Origin of the sequence: Streptomyces telluris (assembly GCF_024519335.1) — a bacterium.
GTDB classification, from domain to species: domain Bacteria; phylum Actinomycetota; class Actinomycetes; order Streptomycetales; family Streptomycetaceae; genus Streptomyces; species Streptomyces telluris.
Window position 1 is genome coordinate 1 of record NZ_JANIID010000037.1, and the last position, 15,670, is coordinate 15,670.

Annotated in this window: 15 protein-coding genes; 6 read left to right on the forward strand and 9 right to left on the reverse strand. The window is 75.2% G+C overall.

The features are described 5' to 3' along the window. Positions 1-22 precede the first annotated feature (22 nt). The 7 genes from cysC to NQU55_RS30230 all read right to left on the reverse strand — a co-directional run bounded on the left by cysC (position 23) and on the right by NQU55_RS30230 (position 5,460). Positions 23-580, reverse strand: a complete 558-nt coding sequence (gene cysC, locus NQU55_RS30205; RefSeq protein WP_168096040.1) for an adenylyl-sulfate kinase — start codon at positions 578-580, stop codon at positions 23-25. After that, positions 577-1,266 (reverse strand): phosphoadenylyl-sulfate reductase, encoded by a 690-nt coding sequence (locus tag NQU55_RS30210; protein ID WP_168096041.1) that lies wholly within the window; start codon positions 1,264-1,266, stop codon positions 577-579. Before NQU55_RS30210 ends, cysC begins: the two co-directional genes overlap by 4 nt. Continuing rightward, positions 1,263-1,454: a hypothetical protein gene (locus NQU55_RS30215; RefSeq protein ID WP_168096042.1), complete on the reverse strand. Its 192-nt coding sequence runs from the start codon at positions 1,452-1,454 to the stop codon at positions 1,263-1,265. Before NQU55_RS30215 ends, NQU55_RS30210 begins: the two co-directional genes overlap by 4 nt. Then, complete coding sequence (locus NQU55_RS30220) at positions 1,451-3,148, reverse strand: nitrite/sulfite reductase (RefSeq protein ID WP_168096043.1); 1,698 nt, start codon at positions 3,146-3,148, stop codon at positions 1,451-1,453. The genes NQU55_RS30215 and NQU55_RS30220 overlap by 4 nt, the downstream gene beginning before the upstream one ends. 196 nt (positions 3,149-3,344) lie before the next feature. Continuing rightward, a complete protein-coding gene (locus tag NQU55_RS37200; RefSeq protein WP_353620284.1) occupies positions 3,345-3,428 on the reverse strand; it encodes a putative leader peptide in 84 nt (27 codons plus the stop codon). Between the two features lie 128 nt (positions 3,429-3,556). Beyond that, complete coding sequence (locus NQU55_RS30225) at positions 3,557-4,132, reverse strand: GNAT family N-acetyltransferase (protein ID WP_311766111.1); 576 nt, start codon at positions 4,130-4,132, stop codon at positions 3,557-3,559. A 74-nt stretch (positions 4,133-4,206) separates the two neighbouring features. Then, a complete protein-coding gene (locus NQU55_RS30230) occupies positions 4,207-5,460 on the reverse strand; it encodes a helix-turn-helix domain-containing protein (RefSeq protein ID WP_168094093.1) in 1,254 nt (417 codons plus the stop codon). 230 nt (positions 5,461-5,690) lie between these two features. Here NQU55_RS30230 and NQU55_RS30235 point away from each other — a divergent pair, with 230 nt between their 5' ends. The 4 genes from NQU55_RS30235 to NQU55_RS30250 all read left to right on the forward strand — a co-directional run bounded on the left by NQU55_RS30235 (position 5,691) and on the right by NQU55_RS30250 (position 10,263). Further along, entirely contained in the window at positions 5,691-6,875 is a 1,185-nt protein-coding gene (locus NQU55_RS30235; RefSeq protein WP_168094092.1) for a YihY/virulence factor BrkB family protein, read from the forward strand. A gap of 161 nt (positions 6,876-7,036) precedes the next feature. Then, positions 7,037-8,128, forward strand: coding sequence for a ribosome small subunit-dependent GTPase A (gene rsgA, locus NQU55_RS30240; protein ID WP_240976533.1), 1,092 nt, complete (start codon positions 7,037-7,039; stop codon positions 8,126-8,128). 144 nt (positions 8,129-8,272) lie between these two features. Continuing rightward, entirely contained in the window at positions 8,273-9,745 is a 1,473-nt protein-coding gene (locus NQU55_RS30245) for a DNA-3-methyladenine glycosylase 2 family protein (protein ID WP_168094091.1), read from the forward strand. A gap of 2 nt (positions 9,746-9,747) precedes the next feature. Next, positions 9,748-10,263: a methylated-DNA--[protein]-cysteine S-methyltransferase gene (locus NQU55_RS30250; RefSeq protein ID WP_168094090.1), complete on the forward strand. Its 516-nt coding sequence runs from the start codon at positions 9,748-9,750 to the stop codon at positions 10,261-10,263. A 39-nt stretch (positions 10,264-10,302) separates the two neighbouring features. On the opposite strand, the gene NQU55_RS30255 is transcribed toward NQU55_RS30250, so the two are convergent. Continuing rightward, a complete protein-coding gene (locus tag NQU55_RS30255; RefSeq protein WP_168094089.1) occupies positions 10,303-10,785 on the reverse strand; it encodes a DUF456 domain-containing protein in 483 nt (160 codons plus the stop codon). A gap of 109 nt (positions 10,786-10,894) precedes the next feature. Then, a complete protein-coding gene (locus NQU55_RS30260; RefSeq protein WP_168094088.1) occupies positions 10,895-11,341 on the reverse strand; it encodes a helix-turn-helix transcriptional regulator in 447 nt (148 codons plus the stop codon). A 1,482-nt stretch (positions 11,342-12,823) separates the two neighbouring features. On the opposite strand from NQU55_RS30260, the gene NQU55_RS30265 reads away from it, so the two are divergent. After that, complete coding sequence (locus tag NQU55_RS30265) at positions 12,824-14,785, forward strand: protein phosphatase 2C domain-containing protein (RefSeq protein ID WP_256791526.1); 1,962 nt, start codon at positions 12,824-12,826, stop codon at positions 14,783-14,785. 315 nt (positions 14,786-15,100) lie between these two features. Further along, on the forward strand, positions 15,101-15,670 hold the full coding sequence (locus NQU55_RS30270; RefSeq protein WP_256791527.1) for an ATP-binding protein: 570 nt from the start codon (positions 15,101-15,103) through the stop codon (positions 15,668-15,670).

A 15,670-nucleotide genomic window follows, 5' to 3' on the forward strand; every position in this document is an offset into this window, starting at 1 on the left:
GCGAAGGGGCTTCCCGCGGCGCTCATGCCAGCCCCCGTCCCGCCAGCAGGGCGTGCAGCGCCCCTGCCGACTCCGCCACGCTCTGCCCGTGCGTCTCGATCCGCAGGTCCGGGTCGGCCGGCGCCTCGTAGGGGTCGTCGACGCCCGTCAGCCCGGAGATCTCGCCCGCCGCCTGCCGCGCGTACAGGCCCTTGACGTCCCGGACCGAGCACACCTCGACGGGCGTGGCCACGTGCACCTCCAGATAGCCGGTGCCCCGCTCCTGGTGGTGCTTGCGCACCGCCTCGCGGGAGTCCGCGTACGGCGCGATCACCGGGACGAGCACCTTCACGCCGTGCGCGGCGAGCAACTGCGCGACGAAGCCGATCCGCCGCACGTTGGTGTCCCGGTCCGCCCGGGAGAAGCCCAGCCCGGCCGAGAGGAACTCGCGGATCTCGTCGCCGTCCAGCACCTCCACCCGGTGGCCCTCGTCGCGCAGCCGCCCGGCCAGCGCCCGGGCGATCGTGGTCTTGCCCGCGCTCGGCAGGCCGGTGAGCCAGATGGTGGCCCCGCTCATCGCTTGCTCCTGCTCCTGTGTCATCCGTGCAGCCCGCATTCGGTCTTGGCCAGCCCGGCCCAGCGGCCGGCGCGCGCGTCCTCGCCCGCGGCGACCCTGCGGGTGCAGGGGGCGCAGCCGACGGAGGCGTAGCCGTCCATCAGCAACGGGTTGGTCAGCACGCCGTGTTCGGCGACGTACGCGTCCACATCCTCCTGGGTCCAGCGGGCGATGGGGGAGACCTTCACCTTCCGCCGGCGCTCGTCCCAGCCGACGACGGGGGTGCCCGCGCGGGTGGGGGACTCGTCGCGGCGCAGCCCGGTCGCCCAGGCGTCGTACGCGGCGAGCCCGCGCTCCAGCGGCTCGACCTTGCGCAGCGCGCAGCACAGGTCGGGGTCGCGGTCGTGCAGCCGGGGGCCGTGCGCGGCGTCCTGTTCGGCGACGGTCGCGCGGGGCGTGAGCGTGATGACGCTGACGTCCATCACGGCGGCGACCGCGTCGCGGGTGCCGATGGTCTCCGGGAAGTGGTAGCCGGTGTCGAGGAAGACGACGTCGACGCCGGGCAGGGCGCGCGAGGCGAGGTGGGCGACGACCGCGTCCTCCATGGAGGAGGTGACGCAGAAGCGCTCCCCGAAGCTCTCGGCGGCCCAGCGCAGGATCTCCGGCGCCGGGGCCTCCTCCAGCTCGCGGCCCGCCCGTTCGGCGAGCGCCCGCAGATCGGTGGTGGTCATGAGGTGCCGTCCCCTTCGCCGGGTACGAGCGCGGGGCCCCGGTGGCGCGGGGCCAGCAGCCCGAGGAACGACAGCCGGAACGCCCGGCTGCAGGCGGCGCATTCCCAGGCCCCGTGCCCCTCCTCGGAGGGGCGCAGGTCCTCGTCGCCGCAGTAGGGGCAGTAGAAGGGGGCGGCGCGTCCGCTCATGACAGGTCCGCCTCGCCGGCGCGCGCGACCCAGGCCGCGAACCGCTCGCCGTCCTCGCGCTGTTCGCCGAAGCGGGTCAGCACCCGCTCGATGTAGTCGGGCAGTTCCCCGGAGGTGACCTTCAGCCCGCGGACCTTGCGGCCGAAGCCGGCCTGCAGGCCCAGCGCGCCGCCCAGATGCACCTGGAACCCCTCGACCTGGCGGCCGTCCGCGTCCAGCACGAGCTGGCCCTTGAGGCCGATGTCGGCGGTCTGGATGCGGGCGCAGGCGTTGGGGCAGCCGTTGATGTTGATGGTGACCGGCTCCTCGAAGTCCGGCATCCGGCGCTCGAGTTCGTCGATCAGGGAGGCGCCGCGCGCCTTGGTCTCCACGATGGCGAGCTTGCAGAACTCGATGCCGGTGCAGGCCATCGTGCCGCGCCGGAAAGGGGAGGGCGTGACCTGGAAGCCCAGCGCCTCCAGCCCGGCGACGAGGGAGTCCACCTGCTCCCGCGCCACGTCCAGAATGATCATCTTCTGTTCGACCGTGGTGTTGAGCCGGTCCGAGCCGTGGGCCGCCGCCAGTTCGGCGATCCTGGTGAGGGTGGCGCCGTCCACCCGGCCGACGCGCGGGGCGAAGCCCACGTAGAAGCGGCCGTCCTTCTGCTCGTGCACGCCTATGTGGTCGCGCCAGCGGCTGCTCGGCTCGGCCGGCGGCGGCCCGTCGGCGAGCTTGCGCTTCAGGTACTCGTTCTCCAGGACGTCGCGGAAGCGCTCCGGGCCCCAGTCCGCCATCAGGAACTTCAGCCGGGCGCGGGTGCGCAGGCGCCGGTAGCCGTAGTCGCGGAAGATGCCGACGACGCCCGCCCACACGTCCGGCACGTCCTCCAGCGGCACCCAGGCGCCGAGCCGCTCCCCGAGCCGGGGGTTGGTGGACAGCCCGCCGCCCACCCAGACGTCGAAGCCGGGCCCGTGCTCGGGGTGGACGACGCCGACGAACGCGATGTCGTTGATCTCGTGGACCACGTCCTGCACCGGCGAGCCGGAGACCGCCGACTTGAACTTCCGCGGCAGGTTGGAGAATTCCCTGCTGCCGATGTAGCGGCGCTCGATCTCCTCGATCGCCGGCGTGCCGTCGATGATCTCGTCCGCGGCGATCCCGGCGACCGGCGAACCGATGATCACACGCGGGCAGTCGCCGCACGCCTCCGTCGTCGACAGCCCGACGGCCTCCAGCTTCTCCCAGATCGCCGGCACGTCCTCGATGCGCACCCAGTGCAGCTGGATGTTCTGCCGGTCGGTGATGTCCGCCGTGCCGCGGGCGTAGGTCTGCGAGACCTCGCCGATGGCGCGCAGCTGGGCGACGGTGAGCCGGCCGCCGTCGATGCGGACCCGCATCATGAAGTACTCGTCGTCCAGCTCCTCCGGCTCCATGATCGCGGTCTTGCCGCCGTCGATCCCCGGCTTGCGCTGGGTGTACAGCCCCCACCAGCGCATCCGTCCGCGCAGGTCCGCGGGGTCGATGGAGGCGAAGCCGGCCTTCGAGTAGATCGTCTCAATGCGTGTCCGCACGTTGAGACCGTCGTCGTCCTTCTTGAACTGCTCGTTGCCGTTGAGCGGGGTGAAGTGGCCCACGGCCCACTGGCCCTCGCCGCGGTGGCGGCCGGCCTTGCGGCGGGACGTGGCGGCGGAGGGGGTGTGCGAGGTGGCAGCCATGGCGGTATGTCCTTCGGTGGCCTGCGGGTACGCCCACGGGGGCCCCGGCGCCTGCGTACGGGTACGGGTGGTGACCCGGTTCGGTGCGGGTGCTCACGGGGCTGCGTGGGTGCGCAAGGGGGACGCTCGTCCGCGGCATCGGGGACGGCGGGGGAGCGGGCGAAAGTCAGGAAACGGCAGTGCTGGTGCTGAGACGTCAGCCCGCCGGACAGATGGCGCTGGACACGCGGACGAGGTCGACGTGACGCCGACTCACCAAGACGATTCCAGCTCCGGACATGGGGGAAGCGTGGCACGGCGGGATCAGGCCAGTCCACCATTGTCCGTAATATGGACGATCCCGTCCCGCAATGCGGGACGGGATCGCTCGGCGGTCCGTGCCGCCCGTGACGGGTGCGGTGCCTGTGATCAGGAGTGGGCGCCCGGCCAGGGGCCGGGCGGGGCGGCCTCCGGCTGCTCCTCGGTCGTGGTCGCAAACAAACGGAAGCCGCGCTTCTCGTAGTTGGCCACCGCGTGCTCGCCGTCCAGGCTGCAGGTGTGCAGCCAGACCCGCCTGGTCGGCTCCAGGCCCTCCCAGCGGTCGGCCAGGTCCCAGGCGCGCGCGGTGCCGTACGCCAGCAGGTGGCCGCCGATGCGGCGGCCCCGGAACGCGGCGATCAGCCCGAAGTAGACGATCTCGACCGTGCCCCCGGGCTGCGCCTCCAGTTCCATGTAGCCCGCCGGCGTCCCGTGCTCGTACGCCACCCAGGTCTCGACCCCGGGCCGCTCCAGGTGCGCGCGCCACTGCTCATAGCTCCAGGGCAGCCGGTCGAGCCAGGTCACGTCGCCGCCGACGGCCGTGTAGAGGAACCGGCTGAACTCGGGCGAGGGCACCTCGGAGCGGACGATCCGGATGCCGGACGCGGCGTCCGGCACCTGGACGGGCACGAGGTCGGCGGACGAGGTCTGTTCCAGCGACCAGGTGGTCACGGTGGTCGTACGGATGCTCATACGCCCAGCGAACCACGGCGGGGACCGCGCGGTGCACGGGGGCCCGCGGGGCTCGCACCCCGGGGGCGTCAGACCGGCAGGCGTCCGCGGTCCGTCAGGACCACCGGGGCCGTTGACGGGGGGAGGAGGTCCTCGCCTCGGGGCGGGGTCAGGAGGTGGACCTCCACGCCGTCCGCGAAGCGGTACGGGCGGTGGCCGAGCACGCCGCCCAGGGTGCGGCGCATGCGGGACATCTCCGCCCGGACCGTGACCGTCCGGGAGGCGTCGCCGAACAGGTCCGCCGCGAGCTCCGCGGCGGAGCGGCCCCCGGGGTGGCGCGCCAGCACGTACAGCAGCTCGGCGTGGCGCGGGCTGAGCTCCTGCGACCACTCGCCGGCGGCGCCCGCGACCGTGACCGTCCAGCGGCGCGGGCCGCGCACGTCGAGCACGACGCGGTTGGGCACGAGCTCGCCGCGCGGCGCCTCCTCCAGCCGCACCAGCCAGCCGTCCGGCAGCGGCGCGAGCGAGCACAGCCCGAGCGAGGGCAGCCACGCCCGCCCTGCCTGCACGGACTTGGGCAGGGCGACCCGGCCGACCGGCCCCATGCCGGTCACCGCCGCCGCCCAGCCGTCGCGGTCCACCACCAGCGCCCGCCCGCTCACCCGGGCCAGCATGGGCGCGGCGACCGCCCGCAGCCGCTCCACCGACTCCCAGTGCCGGGCCCGCAGCTCGCCCTCGCCCAGCTTCGCGACCGCCGTCACCAGCGGCAGCGTGGCGGGGTTGAACGCCTGCGCCGGGCCGCTGACGTTCAGCACGCCCAGCAGCCGTCCGTCGCGCGGATCGTGCAGCGGGGCCGCCGCGCACGTCCACGCGTGGTGGGTGCGGACGAAGTGCTCGGCGGAGCGCACCTGCACCGGCCGCCGCTCGACGAGCGAGGTGCCGATGCCGTTGGTGCCCACGAGCTCCTCGGCCCAGGACGCCCCCACGTCGAAGCCGAGCCGGTCGGCGCTGCGCAGCACGCCGGGGTTCCCCTGCCGCCACAGCACGCGGCCCTCGGCGTCCGTGACGGCCATCAGGTGCCGCTCGATGTCGACGACCGAGCCCAGGCCCTCGTGCAACTGGCCGAGCAGCGCCGCGAGCGGCGAGCGCTGCCGCCGCTGCTCGACCTCGTCGGCCGGCAGCGGAGGGGACGAGCCGCCCTTCTCCGGATCGACGCCCCGCAGCCGGACGCGGTGCCAGGACTGCCCGATGACCGGGCGCGGGGGCACGGGAGGCCGTGCGTCACCCAGGCAGGCCTCCCGGACGGCCGGCAGCAGGCGTTCGTCGGTGGTTCCGCGGTTCACGCTGCCATGGTGCCGTCCCGCGGGCCCGTCCGGCGGGGCATCCGCAGGATTGCAACTCCATGCAACCGTTGCGCGGGGGTCCGCCGCGGGCGGATGGTGTGGGAGAGCGGCCGGAGGGTGGTGCCGAGTCGGCGCAGCATCACCCTCCACCGGACGCCCGTCCGCCCCGCGTCGCCCGTCTGTTCGGCGGGCGTGCGAGCCGACCCTGCCAGGGCGGATACGGTTAGAGCGTGCAGGCAGCAAACGAATCACCGGGGCGTCGGGCCGGCCGGCTGCACAGGGCTCGCGTCCTGTACCGAAATGTCTCGAAACGCAGGATGGCGTGGCTTCTTCTGAAGGACACGGTCAACTCCTGCATCGAATACCGCGTCACCGGGCTCGCGGCGGAGGCCGCGTTCTTCACCCTGCTGTCGCTGCCGCCGCTGCTGCTGGGCCTCCTCGGTCTGCTGGGCTACCTGGACGACTGGACCGGCACCAACACCATCGGCTCCATCCAGGAGAACATCCTCAAGGCGTCCGCGACGGTCCTCAGCGACAAGGGCGTCAACGAGATCGCCCGGCCCCTGCTGCGGGACGTCACCAAGGGCCGCCCGGACGTCATCTCCGTCGGCTTCGCCATCGCGCTGTGGTCCGGCTCGCGCGCCGTCAACGTCTTCGTCGACACCATCACGATCATGTACGGGCTGGAGGGCAAGCGCGGCATCGTCCGCACCCGCCTGCTCGCCTTCCTCCTCTACATCGTCGCCCTCCTGATCGGGGCGGTGGCGCTGCCGCTGATGGTCGCCGGGCCCGAGGCGGTGGTGGACGTCGTGCCCTGGAGCGCCGACGTCGTGCGCTTCCTGTACTGGCCCGTCGTCATCCTGCTGTGCATCGCCTTCCTGACCACGCTCTACCACGTGTCCGTGCCGGTCCGCTCGCCCTGGCAGGAGGACATCCCCGGCGCCCTCGTCGCCCTGACGATGTGGGTGTTCGGCAGCTTCCTGCTGCGCATCTACCTCACCCACACGGTGGAGGGGCTGACCATCTACGGCTCCCTCGCCGCGCCCGTCGCCGTGCTCCTGTGGATCGGCGTCTCGGCCTTCGCCGTGCTCGTCGGCGCGGCCGTCAACGCCGCGCTCGACCGGGTCTGGCCGTCGGTGGCCACCGCCGCCGCGCGCGCCGACGTCGACCGGCTGCGGGCCGCGGCCGCGGCGCAGGAGGCGGCCGAGCGCGCGGCCCGCGCGCTGGAGACGAGCCTGGAGGAGGACCTCGACGACTACGGCCCGGACGAGGGCGTGATCGGCCAGGACCGCGAGCCGCCCTCGGAGTTCCCGGAGCGGTGGGCCCAGTTCCTGCCCCCGGACGACGTCCGCTCGCGCCTCCAGAAGGAGGGCCACCAGCCCAAGCACGCGCGGCACGCGAAGCGGCGCGATTAGCGAGAAAAACCCTTCGCGCTCACCCGCCCGCCCTGCTTAAGCTCACCGCAGCGCGAAGGACGCGTGTTCCCAGGAGAGGAGGCGAGGACCGATGACTGTCACGGCCCGCACCCAGCAGAAGTCCGTCACTTCCTTCCTCTCCTCCTTTAAGGAACACCGTCTTGACCGAGCTCTCACACCCTCTCGCCCCCTACGGCTGGGACGAAGGGTTCGCTGACAGCTTCACCGCACACGCCGCCGGGGGCGCCGTCCCCGGCCGCATCGTCCGCGTCGACCGGGGCCGCTGCGACGTCGTCGTGCCCGCGCCGGACGGCACCGGCGTGCACACCGTGCAGGCCGACACCGCGCTCGTCACCACCGGCGACCCGCTGAACATCATGTGCACCGGCGACTGGGCCGCCGTCGACACCGACCGCGCGATGGTGCTCGCCCTGCTGCCGCGGCGCAGCGCGTTCGTGCGCTCCACGTCCTCCAAGCGCTCCGAGGGCCAGGTCCTCGCCGCCAACGTCGACCACGCGGTCATCGCGGTCTCCCTGGCCGTGGAGCTGGACCTGGGCCGCGTCGAGCGGTTCCTGGCCCTGGCCTGGGAGAGCGGCGCCGAGCCGGTGGTCGTCCTCACCAAGGCCGACCTCGTGCCCGACCCCGTCGTCCTCGGCCACCTCGTCGCCGACACGGAGACCGTGGCGCCGGGCGCCCAGGTGCTCGCCGTCAGCGCGGAGACCGGCGAGGGCGTCGACGTCCTCGCCGCCTCCCTGACCGGGGGCACGTCCGTGCTGCTCGGCCAGTCCGGCGCGGGCAAGTCCACCCTCGCCAACGCCCTCGTCGGCGAGGACGTCCAGGGCGTCAACGCCGCCCGCGACCGGGACGGCAAGGGCCGCCACACCACCACCACGCGCAACATGCTCAAGCTGCCCTCCGGAGGCGTCCTGATCGACACGCCGGGCCTGCGCGGCGTCGGCCTGTGGGACGCCGGGAGCGGCCTCTCGCAGACGTTCGCCGAGATCGAGGAGCTGGCCGCCCGCTGCCGGTTCCACGACTGCGGGCACGCCGCCGAGCCCGGCTGCGCCGTCCTCGCGGCGGTCGGCTCGGGGGAGCTGGGGCAGCGGCGCCTCGACAGCTACCGCAAGCTGCAGCGCGAGAACGCGTGGATCGCCTCCCGCACCGACGCCCGGCTGCGGGCGGAGATCCGCCGCGACTGGAAGCAGAAGTCGGCGGAGGGGCGGGAGGCGTACGCCCGCAAGCGGGGCCTGTAGACACGGCTCCCCCGCCGGGTTCCGCACGGCCCGGGGCGGAACCCTTGCCGGCACGGCCGAGCGCCGTCGCGGCGGGGGTTCCGCCCCGAAGGCCCCGTCCGATTTCCGCCAGTCGCACGCGGCCCCGTGCCGCAGACTGGACGCATGGACGACGAGGCCCGCTACCAGGCGGTACACAGCAGGGACGCCCGCTTCGACGGCGAGTTCTTCCTCGCCGTGAAGACCACGGGCATCTACTGCCGTCCCAGCTGCCCCGCCGTGACCCCCAAGCGCCGGAACGCCCGCTTCTACCCCTCGGCCGCCGCCGCGCAGGGCGCCGGGTTCCGCGCCTGCCGCCGCTGCCGCCCCGACACCGCCCCCGGCTCCGCCGAGTGGAACGTCCGCGCCGACCTCGTCGGCCGCGCCATGCGCCTGATCGGCGACGGCGTCGTCGACCGCGACGGCGTCGCCGGCCTCGCCTCGCGCCTGGGCTACAGCGCCCGGCAGGTGCAGCGCCAGCTCACCCAGGAGCTCGGCGCCGGCCCCATCGCCCTCGCCCGCGCCCAGCGCGCCCACACCGCACGCGTCCTGCTGCAGACCACCGACATGCCGGTCACCGGGATCGCGTTCGCCGCGGGCTTCGCGAGCGTGCGCCAGTTCAACGACACCATCCGCGAGATCTACGCCGCCACCCCCAGCGGCCTGCGCGGCTGCAGGAGCCGCAGGCCCGCCGGCGCCGGCATCCCGCTGCGGCTGGCCCACCGCCGCCCGTACGCCGCCCCCGAGATCTTCGGCTTCCTGCAGCGGCGCGCCGTCCCCGGCGTCGAAGAGGTCCTCGGCGGCGAGGGCGCCCGCCTCTACCGCCGCACCCTGCGGCTGCCCTACGGCACCGGCATCGCCGAGGTGCACGAACCCCGCCCCGGCGACGGCCGGCACGGAGCCTGGCTCGACTGCCGGATCCACCTCACCGACCCCCGCGACCTGGCCACCGCCGTCCAGCGCGTACGCCGCCTGTTCGACCTCGACGCCGACCCCTACGCCGTCGCCGAGCGGCTCGGCGCCGACCCCCTGCTGCGCCCGCTCGTCGAGGCCCGGCCCGGCCTGCGCTCGCCCGGTGCGGCCGACGGCGAGGAACTGGCCGTGCGCGCCGTGCTCGGGCAGCAGGTGAGCGTGGCCGCCGCGGCCCGCCTCGGCGAGCGCCTCGTCGCCGCCTACGGCAAGCCGCTGCCCGCCCCCGACGGCGGCCTCACGCACCTCTTCCCCGAGCCCGCCGCCCTCGCCGACGCCGCCCTCGACGAGCTCGGCATGCCCGACGCCCGCAAGCGCGCCCTGCGCGCCACGGCCACGGCCCTCGCCGACGGCACCGTCCGCCTCGACCCCGGCGCGGACCGCGAAGAAGCGGCCCGGGCCCTCCTCGGCCTCCCCGGCGTCGGCCCCCGGACCGCCGGATACATCCGGATGCGGGCCCTCGGCGACCCCGACGTCCTCCTCGGCGACGACGCCGGCGTCCGCCACGGCCTCGCCGCGCTCGGCGCGGAGCCCGGCGCCGCCGACGCCTGGCGCCCCTGGCGCAGCTACGCCCTCCACCACCTTTGGCACCTCGCGGCCACGGCCGCCCCGACCCGCAAGGACTCCTGACCATGACCACCCTCTACAGCGAGATCGCCAGCCCCCTCGGCCCGCTCCTCGTCACCGGCCGGCCCTCCGCCGGCGCCCCCGGCGGGACCGCCATCGCCTCCCTGTCCGTGCCCGGCCAGAAGAACGCCCCCGCCGTCGCACCGGGCTGGCGGCGCGACACCGCCGCCTTCGCCGAGGCCGAGCGGCAGCTCACCGCCTACTTCGCGGGCGAGTCCCGGGACTTCCGCCTCGAATTCGCAGCGGAGGGCACGGAGTTCCGCCGCCGCGTCTGGGACGCCCTGGACGCCATCCCCTACGGCGCCACCACCACCTACGGCGAGCTCGCCGCCCGCATCGGCGCCTCCCGCGCCGCGGTCCGCGCGGTCGGCGGGGCCGTCGGCGCCAATCCGCTGCTCGTGCTGCGCCCCTGTCACCGGGTGATCGGCGCGGACGGCTCGCTCACCGGCTACGCGGGTGGCCTGGACCGCAAGCGCGCCCTGCTCGCCCTCGAAGGCGCCGGAGGCGAGGCGGGCCGGTGAGCGGGGGCGCCGGGCCCCGGCCGGGCCCCGGCGCCCGCTTCACCCCGCGGTGACCGCGCCGATCCACACCCCCACCACGAGCAGGCACGCGAACAGCTCCACGAGGACGCTCGTGCCCAGCGCCCGCATCACGTTCCGGGTGGACGCCCACGCCGCGCCGTGCCCGCCCAGGCGCCTGCGCTCCACGCCGTAGAGCCCGCCGACGAACCCCGGGACCGCGCCCAGCACCGGGAGCACGAAGAAGCCGGCGATGCCGCAGACCCCCGCCACCAGGAAGGCGCGGCGCGTGATGCCCGCGCCCCGGAGGCGGCGGGGCGGCAGCAGCCAGCCGACGGCCCGCTCCAGCAGCAGCACGCCCGTCGCCCCCGCCAGCACGGCCCAGGCGAGGGCGGTCCGGTCGGTCATCGACCACCACAGCACGCCGGCCCACACGATCGGCGGCCCCGGCACTCCGGGGGTGACGACGCCGAGCAGGCCGAGCAGCATCACGAGGCCGACCAGGACCAGCTGCCACGTCCCCATGCACCCAGGTTGCCGGAAGCCGGGCGGCGGCGCCCCCGGACCATTACGGCCATGGTGGCCGATACCTGCCCCACGCCTTCCACCTGCGGGGATGCCCATGGGGTCCGCGTCAGCGGCCTGTGGTCCAGCCGTGCGCGGCGGCGTGCCAGCCCAGCTGCAGCCGGGTGGTCACCCCGGCCAGCCCCATCAGCCGCTTCACCCGGCGCTGCACCGTGCGCAGCCCGAGCCCGAGCTGCTTGGCGACGCTCGCGTCGGTCAGGCCGTCCATCAGCAGCGAGAGCACCGCCAGGTCGAGCGCGTCGGGCCCGGCCGCGGGGCCGTCGGCCGCGCGCCGGGCCGCGTCCGCACAGACCCGGAGGGGAAGGGCCTCGTTCCAGATGTCCTCGAACAGGTTCACCAGCGAGGCGAGCAGCGGGCCGGGGTGGACGACCAGGGCCGCCGGTTCCGGCAGTTCGGGAAGCGCGGCGAGCCCGGCCGTGCGCGGGGTGAGCGGGAGCAGGGCAACTGCGCGGTCGGCGATCACCAGTTCGGCAGGAATGCGCTCCGAGACGCGCATCAGGGCCGGATCCCCGGATTCCGGCAGTGCGGCGAGGCCGGCGCGTTCGACGACGGTGCGGTGGGGTATGCCGGACGCTGTGTCCGATGAAACGGCTGAGCCGTCCGTGCTTCCCGAGCTGTCAGAGCCGCCCGATCCGTCCGGCCCGTCCGCTGCGTCCGCTCCGCCCGCTGCGGCCCGGCCGGCCGTCCGCCAGGGTCTTCCCGTCAGCAGTGCGCATATCTCCACGGAGGCGCCGCGGCGTATGCGCAGCAGCCGTTCGTCAACACAGCGTGCGCCCGTCACCAGTTCCACACCGCTGTGTCCCGCGGGCTGCGGCCGTTCCTTTTCCGTCCCCCCGCAACGGCCCATCTCCCGGACTGCGGCAGGCCCTTCCAGTCCAATGGCACCGAGCACACGACATCCCTCCCCGCGACCGCTTTTCGACTCGGTCATCATCCCCGGGTGAGGTCTGCCGTGCACTCTTCCCGTATGCCCAAGAGTATGGACAATAAGGGCATGAGCCAGCAGGGGGACCCGCACACCGGCCAAGAGGACGCCTGGTGGGGCGAGTTGTACGACAAGAATGCACCGGATATCGGCTCCGCCGCCGGGGACGACAGCAGCCTGGACGAGCGTTTCACCTCCGCCTCGGCGGTGGTGAGGGCGGAAGCCGGCGGCGAACGGCCGAAAAGGACGCAGAGGACGGTGAGGGCGCCGAGAGCGGAGCCTCCCGATCCGCCGCGGCCCCCGGATCCCGTCGCCGTTCCCCCGAGCGGGCTTCCCTCGCTGCCGAAGGGATACGGGGCGCCCCGTTCGCGCGGGGTGCCCGGGCGTTCCGGATTCACGCCACCACCGCCCGGAGCGGAGCCGCCGCCCGAACTGCCCCCGCCTTCGCGCGCGGAGCGGCTCGCCGACGGGCCCGTGCCCGGACGAGCGGCCAGGGTCCCGCTGCCGAGGATTCCGAAACCGCCGGATCTCCATTCGGCGGGACTCCTTCCGGAGCTCCTGGAGAAACCGCAGAAGTGGCGCAAGAGCGACCCCCGCAGGCAGAGCGATCCGCGCAGGCAGGCGGAGGTACCGCGGCAGCCGGGGCGGCCGGCACGGCCCTCCGGTCCGGAGCGGCAGGATCCCCGGAGCCGCGCCGACGGCCCGCCGGAGGCCCGGCCGGACCTGCCGCCGGGATCCCTGGGGGCATCGGGTCCCGCCCGCCCGGCCGGGCGTGAGCCGGAGGGCACGGCGGCCCCGGCCCCGGACCGCTCCCGGCGCCCCGCCCGCCCCGTCGCCGGGGAACGCCCCGGCCGACCGGCCCGTTCGGACCGCTGCGAAGGCGCGGACCTCTTCTTCGGCGGCGATCGCCGGACCCGCTCAGACCGCGGGCCCGACCGCCCTGACCGCCCGGCACGGACAGGCCGTTCCGACGCCCCGGCCGCCCCCGAGGCGGAGCAGGCGAACCGCCCCGGCAGCGCGAAGCGCTCCCCGCAGGTGAGCCGTACAGGGCGCGTGGACCGTGCCGAGTATCCGGACGGTGCGGAGCCGGTGGACCGCCCGGACCGTTCCGGTGACCTGGACGCTCCCCAGCAGGCGGACCGCCCCGGAGGCGAGGACGCCCCGGGCCGCCGCCCGGACCGTATGACGCGGGTGACCCGTACGGAATCTGCGGACGCCTCCGGCTGTCCGGACGCTCTGGAGCCGGTGGGCGGCTCCGCGCAGGTGAATCCTGAGGACCGCCCGGACCGTTCCGATGGCCTGGACGCTCCCGAGCCGGCGGACCGCCCCGGCGGCGGGGACGCGCTCGTCCGTTCCCGCCGTTCCGCACAGCCGGGCCGGCCCGGGCGCACAGACGGCCTCGACTCTGCGGACAGTGCGGAGCCGGTGGACCGCCCCGAGGGCGGGGACGTCCCCGGCCGCCGCCCGGACCCCGCTGACCTGCCCGGCGGCCCCGGCGACCCGGACGTCCTCGCCCCGCCGCAGGCGCCCGCGCGGCGGGAGCTTCAGGAGGGGTACGAGCGGGCGGACGAACCGCGGCCGCCTGAGCGGCTCAAACGGTCCGGGCGGCTCGAAAGGCCGACCAGGCCGGTGCGGACCGAACGCCCCCTGCGGCCGCCGCGGCGTTCCCTTCCCGAGCCGCCGCCCGGACCGCCCGCCCCGCAGCCCCGGCACCTCCTGGAGCCGCCGGAGCCGCCCGAGCCGTACGAGCGGCCGGAGTTCTCCGGGATCCCCGCCCAGCAGCGCCCGGAACTCCCGGAGCCCCGGGAGGAGTCCACGTCCTCGGCCGTACCGGCCCGGAGGACGCCCGGGGCGAGCCCTGCCCGCATCACGGCGCGCGACGCCCGCCCGGCCGTCCCCGGGCCCGGCGGCGAGCCCGCCGAGCCGGTGGAGCCCGCCGCCGGGGCGGCGTCCCTGGAGCCGGCCTCCCGCCCGCCCGTCGTCTCCCGCGAGTCCACGCCGCCCCGGCGCCACCCCCTGGCCGCGCCTCCGCAGCCGCCGGGCCGGGCGGGCCGCGCGGCGGAGTACGTCGGCGAGCGGCCGCCCACGTACGACGCGGAGCCGACGTCCTGGCCCGCCGCCGACCCGCAGGACCTGGACGGCCTCGTGCCGGACACGGTCCTGGACGGCGCGCAGTACGGCGCCGTCACGCTGCGGGCCCTGTCCCTGCGCGGAGATTCCGCCCGCTACCGCGGCGAGCCCCGGAGGGACGCGCTGCTGACCGCCCGCTTCGGCGAGGGGGAGGGCGCGCTGCTGCTCGTCGCGATGGCCAGCGGCCCGCGCGGCTCGGACGTGGCGCCGCGCGCGGCGCGGGACGCCTGCGTGTGGCTGGCCGGCGCCGTCGGCCGCAGCCACGCCCGGCTGGCCGACGACATCCGCGGCGGCCGGCGCGGCGAGCTGAAGTCGGGCCTGCACCGGCTCACCGACCGCTCCTACGGGCGGCTGCGCGCCCGGGCCGCCGAACTGGGCCTGCGGCCGGACGCGTACACGGCCACCGTCCGCTGCCTGCTGCTGACCGCCGACCCGCAGTGCCGTACGCGGGTGTTCTTCGGCGTCGGCGCGGGCGGCCTGTTCCGCCTCCGGGACGGGGTCTGGCAGGACCTGGAGCCGGACCCGCCTGCGGAGCGCACGGGCGAGCCGGTCATCGGCTACGGATCGGCGGCCGCCGACCCGTTGACGATGGACCTCGGCATCCCGACGCCGGGCCTCACGCCGCCCGTGGAGCCCGTCGAGGTGGAGCCGCCGGGCGAGCCCTTCCGCTTCCGGGCCTCCGTGGCCCGGCCCGGGGACACCCTGATGCTGTGCACGGCGGGTCTCGCCGATCCCATGCGCGGCGAGGAGGAGCTGGGCGGCCGGCTGGCCGAGCGCTGGGCGGGCGAGCGCCCGCCGGGGCTCGCCGCGTTCCTCGCCGACACCCAGCTGCGGGTCAAGGGATACGCCGACGACCGTACGGCGTGTGCCCTCTGGGAGGCGTAACCGGGCCGGTTCCGGGGCGGGGCGGTGACGCGGTCACCGCCCCGCCCGGCCGTCTCCGGGCCCGGTGCGCCGCAGTTGCGGCGGCAAGGTACGGACCGGTGCGCCGGGAATTCCTTCCAGCCCTGCACAAATTCCCGGACCGGCGCACGCCAACGGCATATTCGCGCACCGCGCAAGAGGCTCCGGGATTTTGGTCATATCACCATGTTGATGGCTCAACAGGCGTTGTCCAGCGTGGTCCGGGGCATGCATTGCGGTGAGTGAGCGCGAGCGTGTTCGAGGCCGGGGCGCCGGGGAGGGGTCGGGGCAGGGAGGATGAAACGGCAGGCAGCAGGCCGGGCGGGCGCGGAGGGTTACGCGGGGGAGCGGGAGGACCGTACGGACCACAGGAGCGGTTTCGGGGACGGCGCGGCGCATTCCGGGCCGCAATTCGAAAGGAGGCTCCGCCGCCGGGATCTCACCGGCGTCCGGGAAGTCCGGGCCGAGTTGCGGCGCTTTCTGGCCCGCTGGGGCGCGCCGGGCCGGGCGGAGACCGCCGAGCTGCTCACGAGCGAGCTCGTCACCAATGCGCTGGTGCATACCGACGGGGGCGCCGTGGTCAAGGCCGTGTTCACGGGCGCGGCGTTCGGGGGCGCGGCGGGCCGCGCGAAGGGGCGGCTGCGCGTGGAGGTGCGGGACTTCATGGCGGGCCATCCCGCGCTGGGCGGCCCGGGCACGGACATCGGCCCGGTCAGGGACGTCGTCCCGGAGATGAACGACATCGAGAAGGCGGCGACGTCGGGGCGGGGGCTGCTGCTCGTCCACGCCCTGTCGGACGGCTGGGGCGTATGCGCCCACGGCGTCGGGAAGTCGGTCTGGTTCGAACTGGCAGCCCAAGAGCCCTGA

What these genes read in the sequence shown, in the direction of transcription:
- cysC (WP_168096040.1), bottom strand. Translation starts at nt 580, where the DNA reads ATGACACAGGAGCAGGAGCAAGCGATGAGCGGGGCCACCATCTGGCTC.
- NQU55_RS30210 (WP_168096041.1), bottom strand. Translation starts at nt 1,266, where the DNA reads ATGACCACCACCGATCTGCGGGCGCTCGCCGAACGGGCGGGCCGCGAG.
- NQU55_RS30215 (WP_168096042.1), bottom strand. Translation starts at nt 1,454, where the DNA reads ATGAGCGGACGCGCCGCCCCCTTCTACTGCCCCTACTGCGGCGACGAG.
- NQU55_RS30220 (WP_168096043.1), bottom strand. Translation starts at nt 3,148, where the DNA reads ATGGCTGCCACCTCGCACACCCCCTCCGCCGCCACGTCCCGCCGCAAG.
- NQU55_RS37200 (WP_353620284.1), bottom strand. Translation starts at nt 3,428, where the DNA reads ATGTCCGGAGCTGGAATCGTCTTGGTGAGTCGGCGTCACGTCGACCTC.
- NQU55_RS30245 (WP_168094091.1), top strand. Translation starts at nt 8,273, where the DNA reads ATGGACGACGAGGCCCGCTACCAGGCGGTACACAGCAGGGACGCCCGC.
- NQU55_RS30250 (WP_168094090.1), top strand. Translation starts at nt 9,748, where the DNA reads ATGACCACCCTCTACAGCGAGATCGCCAGCCCCCTCGGCCCGCTCCTC.
- NQU55_RS30255 (WP_168094089.1), bottom strand. Translation starts at nt 10,785, where the DNA reads ATGGGGACGTGGCAGCTGGTCCTGGTCGGCCTCGTGATGCTGCTCGGC.
- NQU55_RS30260 (WP_168094088.1), bottom strand. Translation starts at nt 11,341, where the DNA reads ATGCGCGTCTCGGAGCGCATTCCTGCCGAACTGGTGATCGCCGACCGC.
- NQU55_RS30270 (WP_256791527.1), top strand. Translation starts at nt 15,101, where the DNA reads ATGAAACGGCAGGCAGCAGGCCGGGCGGGCGCGGAGGGTTACGCGGGG.